Origin of the sequence: Fibrivirga algicola (assembly GCF_011742925.1) — a bacterium.
Taxonomy (GTDB): Bacteria; Bacteroidota; Bacteroidia; order Cytophagales; family Spirosomataceae; genus Fibrella; species Fibrella algicola.
Genome location: NZ_WAEL01000004.1, coordinates 417,832 through 433,958, shown reverse-complemented (window position 1 = coordinate 433,958; position 16,127 = coordinate 417,832). Strand labels below are relative to the sequence as shown.

14 protein-coding genes are annotated in these 16,127 nt (G+C 54.9%); 9 read left to right on the top strand and 5 right to left on the bottom strand.

The window, feature by feature from the left end:
* Nucleotides 1-54 precede the first annotated feature (54 nt).
* Nucleotides 55-1,275 carry an MFS transporter gene (locus F7231_RS13170; protein ID WP_166692219.1) on the top strand — a complete coding sequence of 407 codons (1,221 nt, stop codon included), beginning with the start codon at nucleotides 55-57 and terminating at the stop codon, nucleotides 1,273-1,275.
* Here F7231_RS13170 and F7231_RS13165 read toward each other — a convergent pair.
* Nucleotides 1,272-2,357, bottom strand: coding sequence for a hypothetical protein (locus tag F7231_RS13165; protein ID WP_208295593.1), 1,086 nt, complete (start codon nucleotides 2,355-2,357; stop codon nucleotides 1,272-1,274). The genes F7231_RS13170 and F7231_RS13165 overlap by 4 nt on opposite strands.
* Before the next feature lie 120 nt (nucleotides 2,358-2,477).
* Here F7231_RS13165 and F7231_RS13160 point away from each other — a divergent pair, with 120 nt between their 5' ends.
* Nucleotides 2,478-3,239 carry a hypothetical protein gene (locus F7231_RS13160; RefSeq protein ID WP_085413440.1) on the top strand — a complete coding sequence of 254 codons (762 nt, stop codon included), beginning with the start codon at nucleotides 2,478-2,480 and terminating at the stop codon, nucleotides 3,237-3,239.
* 95 nt (nucleotides 3,240-3,334) lie between these two features.
* Here the strand turns inward: F7231_RS13160 and F7231_RS13155 are convergent, their stop codons facing one another.
* Nucleotides 3,335-4,480 (bottom strand): spore photoproduct lyase family protein, encoded by a 1,146-nt coding sequence (locus F7231_RS13155; protein WP_229369886.1) that lies wholly within the window; start codon nucleotides 4,478-4,480, stop codon nucleotides 3,335-3,337.
* Nucleotides 4,481-4,695: 215 nt separating this feature from the next.
* Here F7231_RS13155 and F7231_RS13150 point away from each other — a divergent pair, with 215 nt between their 5' ends.
* Genes F7231_RS13150 through F7231_RS13135 form a run of 4 tightly spaced genes read left to right on the top strand, consistent with a single transcriptional unit; the run spans nucleotide 4,696 to nucleotide 10,144 of the window.
* Nucleotides 4,696-6,807 (top strand): TonB-dependent receptor family protein, encoded by a 2,112-nt coding sequence (locus F7231_RS13150; RefSeq protein ID WP_166692218.1) that lies wholly within the window; start codon nucleotides 4,696-4,698, stop codon nucleotides 6,805-6,807.
* Nucleotides 6,808-6,856: 49 nt separating this feature from the next.
* Nucleotides 6,857-7,861, top strand: coding sequence for a DUF8465 domain-containing protein (locus F7231_RS13145; RefSeq protein ID WP_085413442.1), 1,005 nt, complete (start codon nucleotides 6,857-6,859; stop codon nucleotides 7,859-7,861).
* The gene (locus F7231_RS13140; RefSeq protein ID WP_166692217.1) at nucleotides 7,809-9,281 is read left to right on the top strand and encodes a DUF4403 family protein; all 1,473 of its coding nucleotides are present in this window, start codon (nucleotides 7,809-7,811) and stop codon (nucleotides 9,279-9,281) included. Before F7231_RS13145 ends, F7231_RS13140 begins: the two co-directional genes overlap by 53 nt.
* A gap of 59 nt (nucleotides 9,282-9,340) precedes the next feature.
* The gene (locus F7231_RS13135; RefSeq protein WP_166692216.1) at nucleotides 9,341-10,144 is read left to right on the top strand and encodes an alpha/beta fold hydrolase; all 804 of its coding nucleotides are present in this window, start codon (nucleotides 9,341-9,343) and stop codon (nucleotides 10,142-10,144) included.
* A gap of 197 nt (nucleotides 10,145-10,341) precedes the next feature.
* On the opposite strand, the gene F7231_RS13130 is transcribed toward F7231_RS13135, so the two are convergent.
* Together F7231_RS13130 and F7231_RS13125 are read right to left on the bottom strand one after the other, a co-directional pair.
* A complete protein-coding gene (locus tag F7231_RS13130; RefSeq protein WP_085413444.1) occupies nucleotides 10,342-10,794 on the bottom strand; it encodes a GNAT family N-acetyltransferase in 453 nt (150 codons plus the stop codon).
* Complete coding sequence (locus tag F7231_RS13125) at nucleotides 10,791-11,816, bottom strand: RluA family pseudouridine synthase (protein WP_166692215.1); 1,026 nt, start codon at nucleotides 11,814-11,816, stop codon at nucleotides 10,791-10,793. Before F7231_RS13125 ends, F7231_RS13130 begins: the two co-directional genes overlap by 4 nt.
* 35 nt (nucleotides 11,817-11,851) lie before the next feature.
* On the opposite strand from F7231_RS13125, the gene F7231_RS13120 reads away from it, so the two are divergent.
* The 3 genes from F7231_RS13120 (at nucleotide 11,852) to cobT (ending at nucleotide 15,210) form a co-directional block, all read left to right on the top strand.
* Nucleotides 11,852-12,772: a 1-aminocyclopropane-1-carboxylate deaminase/D-cysteine desulfhydrase gene (locus F7231_RS13120; RefSeq protein ID WP_166692214.1), complete on the top strand. Its 921-nt coding sequence runs from the start codon at nucleotides 11,852-11,854 to the stop codon at nucleotides 12,770-12,772.
* 125 nt (nucleotides 12,773-12,897) lie between these two features.
* Nucleotides 12,898-14,016 carry an ArsO family NAD(P)H-dependent flavin-containing monooxygenase gene (locus tag F7231_RS13115; protein ID WP_166692213.1) on the top strand — a complete coding sequence of 373 codons (1,119 nt, stop codon included), beginning with the start codon at nucleotides 12,898-12,900 and terminating at the stop codon, nucleotides 14,014-14,016.
* 165 nt (nucleotides 14,017-14,181) lie between these two features.
* On the top strand, nucleotides 14,182-15,210 hold the full coding sequence (cobT, locus tag F7231_RS13110) for a nicotinate-nucleotide--dimethylbenzimidazole phosphoribosyltransferase (RefSeq protein ID WP_166692212.1): 1,029 nt from the start codon (nucleotides 14,182-14,184) through the stop codon (nucleotides 15,208-15,210).
* Nucleotides 15,211-15,243: 33 nt separating this feature from the next.
* Here cobT and F7231_RS13105 read toward each other — a convergent pair whose 3' ends face one another.
* Nucleotides 15,244-16,107: a diacylglycerol/lipid kinase family protein gene (locus F7231_RS13105; RefSeq protein WP_166692211.1), complete on the bottom strand. Its 864-nt coding sequence runs from the start codon at nucleotides 16,105-16,107 to the stop codon at nucleotides 15,244-15,246.
* Nucleotides 16,108-16,127: the final 20 nt, after the last annotated feature.

Genomic DNA, 16,127 nt, shown 5'->3' with positions numbered 1-16,127 from the left:
CTTGGTTATTGGTAGCCTTGTACGTTCTTCGCTGCTGGTTGATCGTTGTCTTATATGGTGCTACAACTTTATCGGAATGCGTATGCGGGGCTACCCCGGTCTGTCTGGCTGTTAGCAGGCGTAATGCTGATCAACCGGTCGGGTACGATGGTGTTGCCATTCCTATCGCTGTATCTGACCCAGCATCTTCACTTTTCGGTTGAGCAGACGGGTGTAGTGCTGGCCCTGTTTGGTATCGGTTCACTGCTGGGTACGTTTCTGGGGGGCAAGCTCACCGATCGAATCGGGTTTTACAGCATTCAGGTGGCCAGCCTGTTGTTTGGCGGGCTCATGCTGATCTTTCTCCAGTTTATCACTCAGTTTGAATGGCTGTGCGTTACCGTATTCATCTTTACCGCGCTCGGCGATGCGTTCAGACCCGCCAATTCAGCGGCTTTTGCCTATTACAGTACGCCCGACAACCGGACCAGAGCCTTTTCGCTAAACCGATTGGCCATCAACCTGGGTTGGGCCGTGGGTGGTGGCTTGGGTGGGCTGTTCGCCGGAATCGATTACCGACTTTTATTCTGGGTGGATGGGCTTACCTGCATTAGTGCGGCCGTATACATGCTTGCTGCCCTGCCTCGACCTAACCACGCTCAGACGGTTGCCAATGCGCGTGAGGCATACAGCACCGTTGCCCGATCTGCCTACCGCGATGGGGTCTATCTGGTATTTACCGCCTGTATGTTTCTGTATCTGACCGCTTTCATGCAGTTTTTCAGCCTCTTGCCGCTTTACTTCAAAAAGCAGCTGGGTGCTGGTGAAGGGCAGATCGGGTTGTTTATGGCGACTAATGGCCTGCTGATTGTAGCGCTGGAAATGGCTTTAGTTTATGGCCTGGAACGTCGTGTGCAACAGCAGCTGCTTATTTCGGTAGCGGGAGTTTTGCTCACCGGCGTATCACTATTTGTGCTGACGTTTACCCAGTGGCCCGGCATTGCCTGGGTGACCATTATACTAATCACGGTCGGCGAGATGCTGGCTATGCCTTTCCTGCTTACGTTCGCTGCGAATCGATCCGACGATCGAAATCGAGGGCAGTATCTGGGTTTGTATTCCATGGCCTGGGCATTGTCGCAAGTATGTAGCCCACTTGTTGGTACACAACTGGCCGAGCGGTTTGGCTTTCAAACATTATGGTCGGTCATGTTGGGGCTCACCATGGTGTCGGCATTAGGCCTGCTGTGGGTGAATAGACACGAATCAGCACTGCTTGCACCTGCTGAAGTTTAACTGGCTTGTACCAGTTGGCTCTTCCTGTTTGCCAGGCTACGCTGCAAAACGAGGTATTCCAGCAGTAATACACGGCAATGATCGTCGCAACGCCATTTGATATGCCAGAACGGACGATCTGCCCAGCGATGTAGCCAGGGCTGCGTATAGGCTGATAGCAGGCCTGCGATAAAAAATGAGAAATGGGCAAACTCATCCTCAATGCCCGGTATAGGCACGTCGGCTGGTGGTGTTTCACCCAAGTGCATCAGCGATATAGCCAGCAGCAGTTTATCAAGTCGGCTGGTCGTTTGCCCAAAATCGGTAAGCAGATCGGCAATGAGTTTTGGGCGGACTGATTGGAACGGAGCGGGATTAAACCTACCCACGAGCCGGGACAGATGATACTGGATTAGTGGAGCACGGGCGTAATTAGGCGCGCAGCGAAACGGATCGGTGCGGTAGCGGTCAGTCGCCAAAATATCGGCCAGATAAGCCAGACTATCCTGGGCGTGCACATCGAGCGGTAGACCATATTCATACACTACATACAGCATGTTGGCCATTGCACAGGCGTCGAATTCGATCGGCATATTGAGGCCAAACCAGGTTGAGTATGCACGCAAATTGCGGTAGTCCGGAAATGTAGTCTGACTAGTCAACCGGGTTCTGTTGGCGTGTTTACCTAGTTTTTCGGACAAAAACCGAAGCGCCTCGTCCGATGGCTGTGTGGTCAGGTACACCATTGCCGTATCATCGATATCGTCGGGAAGCTGAAAATGCCGCAGCCGGTGCATTAACCAGCCATTCGGGAAATGGTCAGTGGGGGTGGTGCCGTAGAAATTATACGTTTCCAGTCCATCCTTATTCTTAAAGCGCCCGAAGAGTGGCGTAGCTAACGTGCAGATAGGCCCGGCCAGTGCACGCTCATCGGGCGTTAGGAAGGGCATCAACCGTTGTAGGGCGAAAACGCTGATTGCCGTAAAAAACAGATTTGAGTCGGGCCGTACGTAGCTCCATGCTGGATTATAGCGGTAGGAAGGTAGTAAGCCTTTACTAAAAAAAGGGCTGTTATTCTGTTGATTATCAGATAGTAAAGTCAATATGTTGATGGTGTTGAGGGCAGGCATGGCAAGTGGGAAATCAACCGTCCGCTAATTGTGGCATTGCATTTGTGAAGAGTCTGGTACACTGGTATGTACAGTAACAAAACACGCTACTCGATGAAACGGACCTCTTTACTTTTTCTGATGATGTTGACCGCCTCAATGGCGATGGCGCAAAAAGCGTTTATTTTCAACACCCTCCAAAAGAACGGATTTATTTCTATTTCGGCAGGTATCAGCCAGCCGATGGGCACGTTTGGCAAGCTCACTGGTGAACAAAGCAGTGGTATGGCTATCCGTGGGCAAGTAATGAGCGTGTCGGGTGGGTACCGTATGGCCGGGCCACTTGGGCTGATGGCGCGGTACGAACAGACGGCCAACGGAATTGACCCTACTGCCATGCTTGGCCGCTATAGTCAGTTGCCAGGCGATCAATTGACTGTAGCTCCCGCCACCGGGCGTGCCGGTCAATGGCAAACGCGCAGTATCATGCTGGGGCCATACGTCACCATTCCAGTTGGTCGTGTTTCGCTTGACATCCATGCTTTAGCAGGACAGATCTGGGCTACCTGTCCCGAAACCTGCATACAGGGAAAACTCAATCAGCAGGCTACGATAATACGTGCCGACAACCAGGAATCAAAAACAATTTCGGCGGGTATTGGCCTCACAGCTCGCTACCGACTGACGCCAGCCATTGCGCTCCACATGAATGGTGACTACAGTTCGTCATCGTTTACGTTTGCAGACGTTCCACTGGAGTCAACAGTCGGGGCGGTAGCGAAGCAGACTACATTTACCAGCTCTAAAACGTTGAGCATGGCCACTGTATCACTCGGCCTGACCATTCAGTTCCGCGCCCGTAATTACGTGTTCTGAAAAGAGGAGTGAATCTAAGGCTGGCTGATCAGTCATCACGTAGGAATTATGCGAATCATATCCCTGCGAGATGGCTGATCAACTGCATATAGTGATTAGGTCCAGTACAGGATAGGGGCTGCCGGGAACCGCTTCGCCCACTCGTCGTAGAAGAACCGTTTCAACTCCTGCATGTCGGTAGGCTGATACACGTACTTGGTACCGCCGAATTTGTTGCGTTTCTGCGCTCGTCCTGCCTCATCCATATCGAGCGATGTATTCGGGTACCACTGCATGAGCACGTCCTTGGAACCGGGCGTGAAGCGATGGCTGATAAATTCCACGTTCAGGTCGAGTCTGGTGCCAATTTCGCCATAGTCGAGGGCTGCGTATAGGCGATCGAGCAGGCTGGTGTACTCTTCCCGCCAGTTCGGAATAGGCATGATGGGGGCTATTATTACACCGACCGGATAACCTCCGCCGCCCAATTCGCGGGGCACTGCCAGCTTGCGCAACGCCTGTAAGCGGGCTTCAACAGACGCCGTACCACCTTCCAGCTTCCGCGCTACCGACTCTGCGTTCAGGCTGAACCGGGCCCTTGTCTGTCCGTTATGCGGCAGGTCGATCAGGCTGTCAACCTGATCGTATTTGGTCACGAACCGAAGCTGCCCGTTGTCGCGGGTACCGTAATAGCGGATACACTCGGCCAGTCCGCCGGTCAGGTGTTCAATGCCCAGCACGTCGGTATAGCAGCTTACCTCGAATGTAGTTGGCCGATGCTGGTCTGTGGTCTGCCAGCTTTTGTTGGGTGGGTACGTGCCTTCGTAGGTAGCCGTGTGAGCCAGCATGGTAGGTAAATTAGCGTAGACCCGCACAACAGGTGGTCCCTGCAGACTACCCGCCAGGTAACAATACTGACAGTGGGCCGGGCAGCCTTCTGCCAGGTTCATTTGCCAGTCGGCCGAGGGGGGGATGGGCTGCAACCGCATGGCCGAGGGGGGCGCGTTCACAACCGCCAGCGTGTTCTTGGCAATCCGATATGTCTCGCGTTCGTCGGCACCGCGAAGGCCCGTAAGGCGGTTGTTCTTCATCACCTCGATGGGCAGATTCAGCGCCGATACCCGCTCATAAATCTGTTGACCAAAGGGCTCATTCAGGGCGTCGGGCGTAAATAACACCCGCTTTGGTATCCATATCCGCGCCGACCGACCGTCGGTTTTCAGCGCACTCTCCACACGATTCTCCAGCACGTTTTCCATCATATAAAAAACACCTGAATGGTGGTAAACGGTCCATTTTGGCCGATTTTAAGCTAAAATAATAAGGTTTAACAGCGGTTATCCGGGTAGCTCTCAATCGATAAGCGTGCGCGAAAATTGATCGGTGGCGGACCATAGGCGGGGATATCGTGTTACATAGGGAAAAAGAGTACCTCCTAAACGTACTTACAACTGGCTGGCTGTACTTTTACCGATCTATGACCACTTTACCTGTATTAAGCGGCTTATTACTCCTTGCCATCGCTCCTGCATTAGCCCAGTCACCCGTTGATGGGCTAGCCAATACGCAAGATACCCTAACAGCCCGGTCACTTGATGAAGTGGTAGTTCGGGCATATGAAAGTAACCGATCATTGCTCACAACGGCCGCATCGGTCGGCCTGCTGTCGCGGCGTGAACTGGTGCAGCGGTTCGCCACGCCCTCCCTCGTTTCGTCGATGAATACGCTGCCCGGTGTGCGCATGGACGAGCGGTCGCCGGGTAGTTACCGCCTATCGATTCGCGGCAGCCTGATTCGATCACCGTTTGGTATTCGAAATGTAAAAGTCTATTACCAGGACATTCCCCTGACCGACGCTGCGGGCAACACGCCATTGAACGCGCTCGATGTACGCATGTTGGGGCGGGTAGAAGTAATCAAGGGGCCGTCGGGTAGTCTGTACGGCGCCAACACAGGCGGAACCGTTCTGCTCAGCGGCCCGGCAGTAGCCCCCGGTACCAACCGCGTTGAAGTGAACGCCCTGGGCGGGAGCTATGGTCAGGTAGGCTACGGCGTACTCGCGCAGACGGCCACAGACCGGTCGGCAATCTCAGTCAGCGTAAATCATCTGCAGGCTACCGGCTATCGGGAGCATAGCGGGATGTCGCGCGATAATGTAGCGCTCTCGGGAAGCTTCCGGCCCGACGACCGGCAAACGCTGACAGCCCTGTTTATCTATTCTGATTTGGCCTACAAAACGCCCGGTGGCCTTACCGAAGCGCAGTTCAGGGCCAACCCGCAGGCATCGCGTCCAGCCACGCGCACCATACCCGGCAGCGCCGAACAGGGAGCCGGTATTTACCAGAAACTTGGTTACCTGGGATTGTCACACACAATGGCCTGGAACAGCCGCTGGCAAACTACCAACGTAATATACGGCTCATCTACTGAATTCAACAACCCATTCATCACCAACTACGAGCGCCGTACTGACCAGGGAATTGGGGTACGTTCGGTGACACGCTTTGCGCAGACAGACGCAAAAGGCAGTGTGCCGATGACGCTGGTATTCGGGGGTGAATGGCAAACGAACCGAACCAGCTCCCGCAATTTTGGCAACCGGCTGGGTAAACCTGATACCTTGCAAACCGATGATGAGCTACGGGCGAAGCAGTGGAACGTGTTTGTTCAGGAGGAGGTAACAATGACGCCACTTGGCCTGGTACTCACCGCTGGGTTAAGCCGCAACGAAACAAACTACGACTTCACCCGCTTCTCTGTTGCCGGTAAACCGGGTCCGGGACCACAGCAACGGTCCTTTACACCCGCTTGGTTGTTGCGGGTTTCGGCGCTGAAAACGCTGGGTCAGAACATGTCAGCATTTTTTAACGTCAGCAGCGGATACTCGGCCCCAACAAGTCAGGAGGTGTTGTCGTCGGCTGGTTTCTTCAACGCCAATCTGAATCCTGAGCGGGGCATACAGGCCGAACTGGGTCTGCGTGGTCGCCTAGCCAACCGTCTCCAGTTCGATCTGGTGGGCTACTCGTTGCAGTTGCGGGAAACGATCGTTCGTCGCTCGCAGGCCAATGGCGCCGAATTTTTCGTGAACGCGGGCAACACGCGGCAAACGGGTCTGGAGACATCGTTGCGCTATGACCTGCTCCGGCAGTCGGAAACGGGACAAGGGTCGCGCTTTACAGTTTGGCAAAGCCTGACGCTGGCCGACTATACGTACCTGAACTACCAGCAACTTGCCACTGATCTGTCGGGAAACAAGGTACCAGGGGTCGCGCCGTTCACCGGTGTTTGGGGTGGCGACTATGTGCATTCGAGTGGATTGTATGCGTATGTGACTTTCCAGTTCCTGCCCCCGTTTGCCCTGAACGATGCCAATTCTGCCATGGCCGACCCAACACGGTTGTTACAGGCTACGGCAGGTTATCGCCGCAGTCTGAGCAAGCATCTGGCCGCCGATCTGTACGTGGGCGGCGACAACCTGCTCGACCAGACGTACAGCCTGGGTTATGACCTCAACGCGGTTGGAAACCGTTATTACAATGCCGCCCCTCGCCGAAACTTTACGGTAGGGCTCCGGCTGGAAATTAAATAAGCAAACTGATTGGCGTATACGTCAGCCTGTTTGCCAACTACCAGAAACTATGAATATTGGAGATAGAGTCCGGATGATCCGGGCAAAAGAGCAGGGCGTAGTGGTCCGTTTTCTGAGCGGAAACCGCGTGGAAATTGAAATTGAGGATGGTTTCCGTATTCCGGTGATGCAGTCTGAATTGGTTGTAGTATCACCCATGGAGGCCGAGCGGTTCAAGCCCTCGGGGCAGGCGGCAGAGGTGCGCGAGACCTTCGCTCCGCAGCGAACAGCTGCGCCGCTGGGTACGTCGTCGGGGCAGATTCTGTCGAATGTGGGGCTGTATCTGGCTTACGTACCGCAGAACGATCGCGACATTGCTCTGCATATCGTGAACAACACCGACTGGGATATTCTGCTGACGGTAACGGAAGAGCGCGATAGTAAAACACGCGGTTTGCAAAGCGCCACACTTAAGGCTAAGACCCAGATCAAGCTCAACGAAATGTATTTGATTGAGCGGTTCGAGCAGTGGCCCACGTTGCTATTTCAGGCGCTTTATTTCCGGCCGGGTGCGGGTCAACCTCCGCGTGTACCGCTTGTAAAACGATTGAAGCCGCGTGCACAGACGTTCTTTAAAAGTAAACAGAACGTACCTGTGCTGGCCCAGCCGGGCCACCTCTTCCAGCTCGACGATGAGGCCAGCAACGCCTCCATGAACCCACAGGCCGACTCAATTAAAACAGCGCTGCTCGAACCTAAGTCGGAGCAGGGGACCGTCACCGTAGATAAGCCAGCTGCCGTGGTTGATCTGCATATTGAAAAACTGCTACCGGATGGACAGTTTGGTAAAACACCGGGCGACCTGGTGGATGTGCAGCTCCGGGCGTTTGAGAAAAACCTGGAGAATGCTATTGCCAGCGGGATGTCTGATATCACGTTTATTCATGGTGTCGGCACTGGCAAACTCCGGCAGGAATTACACCGGCATTTGAGCCGCCACCCTAATGTTCGTTTTTTTGAAGATGCCCAAAAACAAAAGTTTGGTTACGGTGCCACCAAGGTCACGCTTAAGTAACTGGCGGCAGGCACTATTGCTTGCGGGTTGCCTGCTGGCGATGGCCGCCTGCGAGCCCGGAAAACCAAATCGACTTAACCCCACCGCCCCAAAAGCGAACTACACCAACTCGAATATGGACGTACGAACCGATGCCCTTATTTCGACCGTCAACGTTCCGGTTGCCATATCTCTTGCCGACGTGGAGCGCCAACTCAATACACAAGTGAGCGGGCTCATTTATGAAGACAATACATTCGACGATGATGCGGGTGGTACGCCGTTTATGACCAAAGTATGGAAACGGGGTCCCATCAGCGTAAAAGCAGGAATGGTACAAGGCGACAGCCTGTTTTATTTCAACGTACCCCTGAAAATCTGGGCGAAAGCTGGTAAAAAGGTACTGGGTTTTATGCAGTCGGGCGAGACCACGTTCGAGATTGATCTGCGCTTTGCTACTAGGTTTTCTATCGAAAAAGATTGGACGGTGAGCACTAAAACAACCGCCGATGGCTTCGATTACATCACCAAACCAACCGTCCGCGTGGTGGGTATCGACATACCTATTACCGGCCTGGTGAGTAAGGCCATTACTAATAATCTGGGTACGATTACCCAAACGCTCGATAAGCAGGTACGGGAGAAGATTGACCTGAAAACGCCGGTACTGCGGGCCTGGAACCTCATTCGGGAGCCCTATAGCGTTTCTGATGAGTTCCGTACCTGGCTGCAGGTGGTGCCTCGTCGGGTGCTGATTACCCCCCTGCGGTTCGAACAGGGCGAAATCCGCACGACTATCGGATTGGAAGGGCACACCCTGACAACTGTTGGTGCAAAACCCGCCGTTCGGCCGGTTACCGATTTACCCGATCTGACGGTGGTATCGACTGTGAAGGATGATTTTCGGGTGGGTATCATTGGCGAAGCAACCTACCCGGAAGTGGCGGAACTGGCCAAAAAACAGCTGGTTGGTAAATCGTTCAACTTCAGCACGTATTCGATTACCATCACCGACCTGGATTTGTACGGCCAAAACGAAAACCTGATCATCAAAGCGGGCATTTCGGGCAGCGTTTCCGGCGATATTTACCTGCGTGGTCAACCGTATTACGATGTGCAGACCCGATCGGTGACGCTGCGGAATCTGACTTACGATCTGGAGACCAGAAACCTGTTGCAGAAAGCAGCCAGTTGGCTGCTAAAGAGTACACTGGCTAAAACCCTCGAGAAAAACCTGACTTTTCCCGTCGGCGATCAGATCGATGCCGTTCGACAGTCGATTCAGGAACGAATGGCGAATTACCCGTTGGCAAAAGGCGTCATGCTGTCAGGCAAGATTGATCAGGTAAGCCCGGATCAGGTGTACCTGACACCTACCGCGATGGTGGCCGTCGTTCATGCGAACGGTAAAGTAAATGTTCGCGTCCAGGGCCTTGAATAGAATGATTTGCAATTTTCATAATTACCGGAGCTGGAGCTTCGTCGCTACATAAAACGCCCATGAAAGCCGTATTTCTGGTACTCATACACTTGTTAATTGCCTCCGTGTCGGTTGCCCAATCTGACCGCGAGCCACTCTTTACAACCGCTGACGGGGTAAAAATCCATTACGACAAAATCGGTGCTGGGCCATCCGTTGTACTCATTCACGGGTTTATTGGAAACGGAGAATCGTGGAAACGCACCTCCCTCCGCACTATGCTGGCTGATTCCGGGCATACCGTTATCACGCTCGATCTGCGGGGTAATGGGCGTTCAGATAAGCCACATGAAGCCTCGGCCTACGAAAAAGATATCGAGGCGTATGATGTGATAGCTCTGATGAAGCATCTCGGGTTTTCGCATTACGATGTGGTTGGCTATTCGCGCGGGTCGATCGTTGCGGCGAAGCTGCTGGCCGTTGCGCCCGCCAATCAGGTACGTCGTGCGGTGCTGGGCGGAATGGGACTTGATTTCTCCGACCCAAACTGGATTCGTCGGCGTAATTTTTACGAAGCACTAGCCCGCCCCGGTAGTCATCCCGATTTGCAACCGGCTGTCGATTATGCGGTTAAATCGGGAGCCGATACGACGGCGTTGAAATATATGCAGCAGTTTCAGCCGGTGACGTTGCCGAGTGAATTGAAGCGGATCAAACAGCCGGTTCTGGTTATTTCGGGCGATCAGGATGAAGACAATGGCAAAGCCGTTGATCTGGCCAAAGTCCTGCCTAACGCCTCTCTGGCTACCGTTCCGGGAACACACAACTCAACGATGGGCACCGCCGAGTTCGCCAAACAAGTCGTGAGGTTTTTGAGAAAGTAGGGTGTAGGTACGTTGCTAAAAAAGGCTTCGTGCCCAGGCATTTCGACTCCGCCCAGGGTGACAATTCACATCCAGATGTTCATGACGAACCTGAGTGGGAGTGGGACGCTATCCCGGTGTCACCCCGAATCTGTGGAAGGGCCTAGAGCGCGAAGCTCTTTTTGTAATTTATACTGTAAAAGAGTCTATTACCCCCTTTAAAAGTCGAGGTGGCAGTTTGTCCAGCCGTCGTCGAAACGGGTGCCGAACTGTTTGTAGAAACCAATGGCGGGTTCATTCCAGTCGAGTACCTGCCACATCATACCGGTGCAGTTCAGCTCACGGGCTTTGGCGATCGTCGCGTCGAGCAACTCTTTGCCTAGACCCTGACCACGGTGGCTTTCCGTGATAATGATGTCTTCCAGATACAACCGCTTTCCTTTCCAGGTCGAGTAGCGGAAGTAATACAGCGAGATGCCAACGAGTTTCTTCGTTACATCATCTTCGGCAACCATAAAATGAAACAACGGGTTAGGCCCAAAGCCATCTTCGAGCAACTGCTCAACGCTGTTGGTTACCTGATCGGCAGCTTCTTCATAAACGGCCAGTTCAACAATCAGGTCAAACACTTGGGGGATATCGGCTTCGGTGCCGGTGCGGATCTTAATCATACTTTGTTGCGCCACTTGTCTAAAGCGGCCTGAAAATCAGCTGGTAGGGGTGAATCAAATTGATACCATTCCTGGGTACGTGGGTGCTCGAAGCCCAACGAGCGGGCATGCAGCGCCTGTCGGGGCAATAAGGCGAAGGCGTTGTCGACAAAGGCTTTGAAGGTGCCATTGGGGTTGCCGCGCAGAACACGGTCACCGCCATAGGTAGCGTCGTTGAACAGCGGGTGGCCAACGTGGCGGAAGTGCGCCCTGATTTGGTGGGTACGTCCCGTTTCCAGGTTACACTGCACCAGCGACACGTAATTCAACGCCTCCAGGGTCTTGTAATGCGATACCGACCATTTGCCTTTGGTCTCGTCGTCATACACGGTCATCACTTTCCGGTCGCTGGTCGAGCGGCCAATGTAGCCGGTAATCATGCCGTTTTCCGGGTCGGGCACCCCCCAGACAAGCGCATTGTAGGTACGTTCGATGGTGTGCTCAAAAAACTGGCGGGCCAGGTGACTCATGGCAAAATCCGTCTTGGCAATTACCATCAGGCCCGATGTGTCTTTGTCGATGCGGTGCACCAGACCGGGGCGGCCTTCACCGTTGCGGGTCGTTGGCAGGTTTTGGAGGTAATACACCAGCGCGTTCACCAGGGTGCCGTCCCAGTTGCCGTGGGCGGGGTGAACCACCATACCGGCGGGTTTATTGACAACCATGAGGTCGTCGTCTTCAAAGACAATATCGAGCGGAATATTCTGCGGGATAATATTGGTGTCGCGGGGCGGATGCGGAAGCGACACGGTAATTAAATCGACGGGTTTTACTTTGTAGCTGGCCTTAACAACCTGGCCATTCACTTTTACGCCGCCGGCATCAATGGCCGACTGTAGTTTGGTTCGAGACGTAGTCGCTAATTTCGTATCTAAAAACCGGTCGATTCGAAGCATTGCCTGACCCGCGTCGACGACGATTCGGTGATGTTCAAAAAGGTCATCGTCTTCTAGCTCGTCGGGCTGGGTGTCTTGATCGATCATAAGTAATTGGTACGTTTCCCGTAAAATTACGCAGCATGTCTGATTTACTGGCCCAACTGGCCCAGATTGTCGGGAAGTCGCCTCTCGTTTTTCTGCCCGACCCGTTTCCCGAGCCTGTTCCGATTCGCCTGTATCTGAAGCGCGATGATCTACTGCACCCGCTGGTATCGGGCAACAAATGGCGCAAGCTGAAACACAACCTGCTCGAAGCCAGGGAGCAGGCCCTGGGTACGTTGCTGACGTTTGGCGGGGCCTACTCCAACCACCTGTATGCCACAGCAGCAGCGGGACGCGTATTCGGGTTCAACACGATTGGTGTGGTGCGCGGCGATGAACTCGCCGGGAAGCCGCTGAATACTACGCTGGCCTTTTGCCGGGAGCAGGGCATGACGCTGCACTTCGTAGACCGGGCGACGTACCTGCGGGCCACCGAACCTGCTTTTCAAGCCGACTTACAGGAACGGTTTGGGCCATGTTATATCGTGCCCGAAGGCGGAACAAACGAACTGGCTATCCGGGGAACAGCCGACATACTGCCCGAAGTGCATGTGCAATTGGGTACGTGGCCCGATACCGTTGCCTGTGCCGTGGGTACGGGCGGCACACTGGCGGGGCTGATGCTGTCGGCTCCGGCGCGGGTGCAGGTGCTGGGTATTTCGGCCCTGAAAGTGCCCGATGCAGGGAACGCTCACTTTGCTGGATTGCCCGATTGCCTGCCCGACAATGTCGTGATCCGAACCGATTTTCATCAGGGCGGTTATGCCCGAACTACACCTGATTTGCTTCAGTTTATTCGGGATTTTGAGGTCAGAACGGGCATTTTGCTGGAACAGGTGTACACAGGGAAACTGCTCTTTGCCCTGTTCCAGCTAGCCCGTACCGGCTACTTCCCAAACCAGGCAACGGTGGTGGCAGTGCACACGGGTGGGCTACAGGGGCGTAGTACGCTGATCTGAGGGCGGCGGGCCTGATAACGATCAGCCGCCGCCATGACCGGCTTCGGTGACGTAATTACCTGGCGGTGTTACGTTTGTGGCGACGCTAGCAGGAGCGAAGTAAGAGGACAAAATCAGTTTGGAAGATGGTGCATGAGATAGACGTTGTGGTGATTGGCGGTGGGCAGAGCGGCCTGGCGGTCGGGTATTTTCTCCGTCGCACGCCCCATTCATTTGTAATTCTCGACGCGGCTCCCGAGCCGGGCGGTGCCTGGCTGCACGGCTGGAATTCGTTACGCCTGTTTTCTCCCGCCGAGGCATCGTCGCTGCCGGGCTGGCCAATGCCCCGACAGGTGGCAGCAGAGGACGACGGCTTTCCGAAAAAAGACGAAGTTGTTAACTACTTGACCGCCTATGAAACCCGCTATAGCCTGCCTGTTGAACGGCCGGTGCGGGTTGATTCGATTACCCGCGACCATGAGCACTACCTGATTCATACCGATGGGGGTGTATGGCGGGCCGGGGCGGTAATTTGCGCGACGGGCACCTGGACTAAGCCATATAGTCCCACGTACCCAGGCCTGGCAACGTACACCGGTTTTCAGGTTCACTCGGCTGCCTATACAGGTCCTGAACCCTTTGCTGGTCGGCGAGTGCTGATCGTTGGTGGCGGCAACTCAGGGGCTCAACTGCTGGCCGAGGTCTCGAAGGTAGCAACCACCGTTTGGGTAACGCTCACCGAACCCGCTTACCTGCCCGACGATGTAGATGGTCGGGTGCTGTTCAACCGCGCTTCCCAGCAGTATCAGGCAGTACAGGCTGGCGAAGCAACAACACCAATTCGTTCGCTGGGCGCTATTGTAATGGTGCCTGCCGTGAAAGAAGCACGTGATCGAGGTGTGTTGAAAGCTGTTCGCCCCTTCGAATCCTTTACCCTGACTGGCGTGCGCTGGGCCGATAGTTCGCCCAACGGCGCGCCCATCGGGAGGGAGGAGGCCTTTGATGCGATCATCTGGTGCACCGGATTTCAGCCGGCTACTGACTATCTGCGTCCGCTTGGGGTTGTAGACGAGGGCGGCCGTGTCGCCACAGACGGCACCAGAGCAACTCAGCTACCGGGCTTATGGCTGGTTGGCTTCGGAGCCTGGACGGGTTTTGCCTCGGCCACGATCATTGGCGTTGGCCGGTCGGCACGTGCCACCGTCGGGCAGGTGACGGCCTACCTTCAGCAACGTACCCAACCTGCCTCCGTTACACACAGCTAACACCACTGTCAGAAGTTTCCGCGCCCGTATTGGCAGCTATGTGACCAGAGCCGGGCGTCTTTTGGCGCGGTGCAGGCGCGATTGCCGCGCACCTATCGCACCCGGCAGCGCCGACAATCAAAGTAGTTTCGCCAACTTTGCAGGTACGTTCACTTTGTCATCAACATGCCTGCTTTATCACTCGACCGTTCACTACAAGCGCGTTTACAACACCTCATCGATCATAAAACCAAGCCGCTGGGTGCGCTTGGGCAGGTGGAAACCCTGGCCCTGCAAATCGGGCTGATTCAACAAACCGAAACGCCTGCGCTGATTAATCCGCATGTGCTGGTTTTTGCGGGAGACCACGGGATTGCTGCCGATGGGGTGAGCGCCTATCCTGCCGAAGTGACTTATCAGATGGTGCTGAACTTCATGAGTGGGGGGGCGGCTATCAACGCGTTTACCCGTCAAAATGGCCTGCGACTGGTTGTTTGCGACGTGGGCGTTCGGGGTACGTTCGAATCGAATACGCCTGAGTTTGTCAAGTTCAAGGTGCAGCCCGGCACACAGAATATGCGCCACCAGCCCGCCATGAGCTCCGATGATACCGACGCCGCCATGGACGCGGGCCGGTTACTGGTCGATGGGGTACATCATCGGGATTGCAACATCGTTGGTTTTGGCGAAATGGGCATCGGCAATACTTCATCGGCAGCCTTACTCATGCACCGGATGCTGCATATCCCACTGGCCGACTGTGTTGGGCGCGGTACCGGCCTGACCGACGAGCAACTGGCACACAAGCTGACCGTTCTGACCGAAGTGGCAGCCCGGTACGCCGACCTGACCGACCCAACGGCCATGCTGGCGGCGATGGGCGGGTTCGAAATAGCGGCGATTGTTGGTGGTATGCTGCGAGCCGCCGAAAACGGGATGGTTATTCTGGTCGATGGTTTTATTACAACCGCCGCCCTGCTGGTTGCCCGCGCCATTGACCCTGCTGTACTGGACTATTGCGTGTTTACGCACCAGTCAGACGAAGCCGGTCACCAGCTTATGTTGCACCACCTGCGGGCTACGCCGTTGCTGACTCTCGGCCTGCGTCTGGGTGAGGGTACTGGCTGCGCGCTGGCGTATCCGCTTGTACAAGCTGCCGTTACCATGCTGACCGATATGGCCTCGTTCGAATCGGCGGGCGTGTCGAACAAATAACCGGTGCCACTGGCGGATGAGCTGGTAGCGTTTTTAAGGCTCTACAAGTATTTTGATGGCGCCGGGCCGGATGCGGGCGATGAGTTTGGTGATGAGGCCCCGGTATTCACCGTCGACCTGGAAATAGGCCCGGCGCTGCGTCTCAATCTTGACCGACGTAGCCGTGAACACTTCAATGTGCCGTGGATCGAAAGGCCGGTACCGCCAGAATAGCTTCAACAGTCCCCAGAACGTCAGCTGCCGGAAAACGACAACTTCAAACTGCCCGTCAGACAGATCTCCGTCGGGATTGATGACGGCGCCGGTGCCGTACATACGTGCATTGGCCAGCACGATCATTAAGGCCTCCCGCTGAACACAATCCTCGCCTGTATCGATCTCTACCCGTAACCGGCGGCGTTTACGCAGCGCTTTCAGCACGCTACGCAGGTAGCCCGACATGCCGCGCCAGTTATTTTGCTCGTAGTGTTTCACGACCTGTGCGTTCAGGCCAATGTCGCTAAGGTGCAGGCAGATGTCATCGTTAATTGAGATCAGGTCTACCGGTTTTGGTTCACCATTCACCACCACATTCAGGCTGCCCTCCATGTCGGTGGGAATGTTCAGTTCGCGGGCCATACCGTTTGCCGAACCAGCGGGCAACACTCCGAGCGGAATGTTGGTGTCGAGTAGCTGCTCGGCTACAAGTTTAAGGGTGCCATCACCCCCAACGGCTACTACCCGGTCTGGTCTCAGATCGGCAAGCGCCTGGCGAAGCAACTCTTCGTCGTTTGTACCATCGAGGTACAATAACTCAGCTGTGTGGGGCAGGTTGGCAAAATGGGCCTCAATGCCATCGGTCCAGGTGGTTTTGTCTGTTCCGCCCGAAACAGGATTGATCACAAATAAAAATGTCAACTTATGTGTGGATTACAGGT

Excerpts from the sequence above, each read along its gene's own strand:
- F7231_RS13170 (WP_166692219.1), top strand. The coding sequence starts at position 55 with ATGGTGCTACAACTTTATCGGAATGCGTATGCGGGGCTACCCCGGTCT.
- F7231_RS13160 (WP_085413440.1), top strand. The coding sequence starts at position 2,478 with ATGAAACGGACCTCTTTACTTTTTCTGATGATGTTGACCGCCTCAATG.
- F7231_RS13155 (WP_229369886.1), bottom strand. The coding sequence starts at position 4,480 with ATGATGGAAAACGTGCTGGAGAATCGTGTGGAGAGTGCGCTGAAAACC.
- F7231_RS13150 (WP_166692218.1), top strand. The coding sequence starts at position 4,696 with ATGACCACTTTACCTGTATTAAGCGGCTTATTACTCCTTGCCATCGCT.
- F7231_RS13145 (WP_085413442.1), top strand. The coding sequence starts at position 6,857 with ATGAATATTGGAGATAGAGTCCGGATGATCCGGGCAAAAGAGCAGGGC.
- F7231_RS13140 (WP_166692217.1), top strand. The coding sequence starts at position 7,809 with ATGCCCAAAAACAAAAGTTTGGTTACGGTGCCACCAAGGTCACGCTTA.
- F7231_RS13135 (WP_166692216.1), top strand. The coding sequence starts at position 9,341 with ATGAAAGCCGTATTTCTGGTACTCATACACTTGTTAATTGCCTCCGTG.
- F7231_RS13130 (WP_085413444.1), bottom strand. The coding sequence starts at position 10,794 with ATGATTAAGATCCGCACCGGCACCGAAGCCGATATCCCCCAAGTGTTT.
- F7231_RS13125 (WP_166692215.1), bottom strand. The coding sequence starts at position 11,816 with ATGATCGATCAAGACACCCAGCCCGACGAGCTAGAAGACGATGACCTT.
- F7231_RS13120 (WP_166692214.1), top strand. The coding sequence starts at position 11,852 with ATGTCTGATTTACTGGCCCAACTGGCCCAGATTGTCGGGAAGTCGCCT.
- F7231_RS13115 (WP_166692213.1), top strand. The coding sequence starts at position 12,898 with ATGGTGCATGAGATAGACGTTGTGGTGATTGGCGGTGGGCAGAGCGGC.
- cobT (WP_166692212.1), top strand. The coding sequence starts at position 14,182 with ATGCCTGCTTTATCACTCGACCGTTCACTACAAGCGCGTTTACAACAC.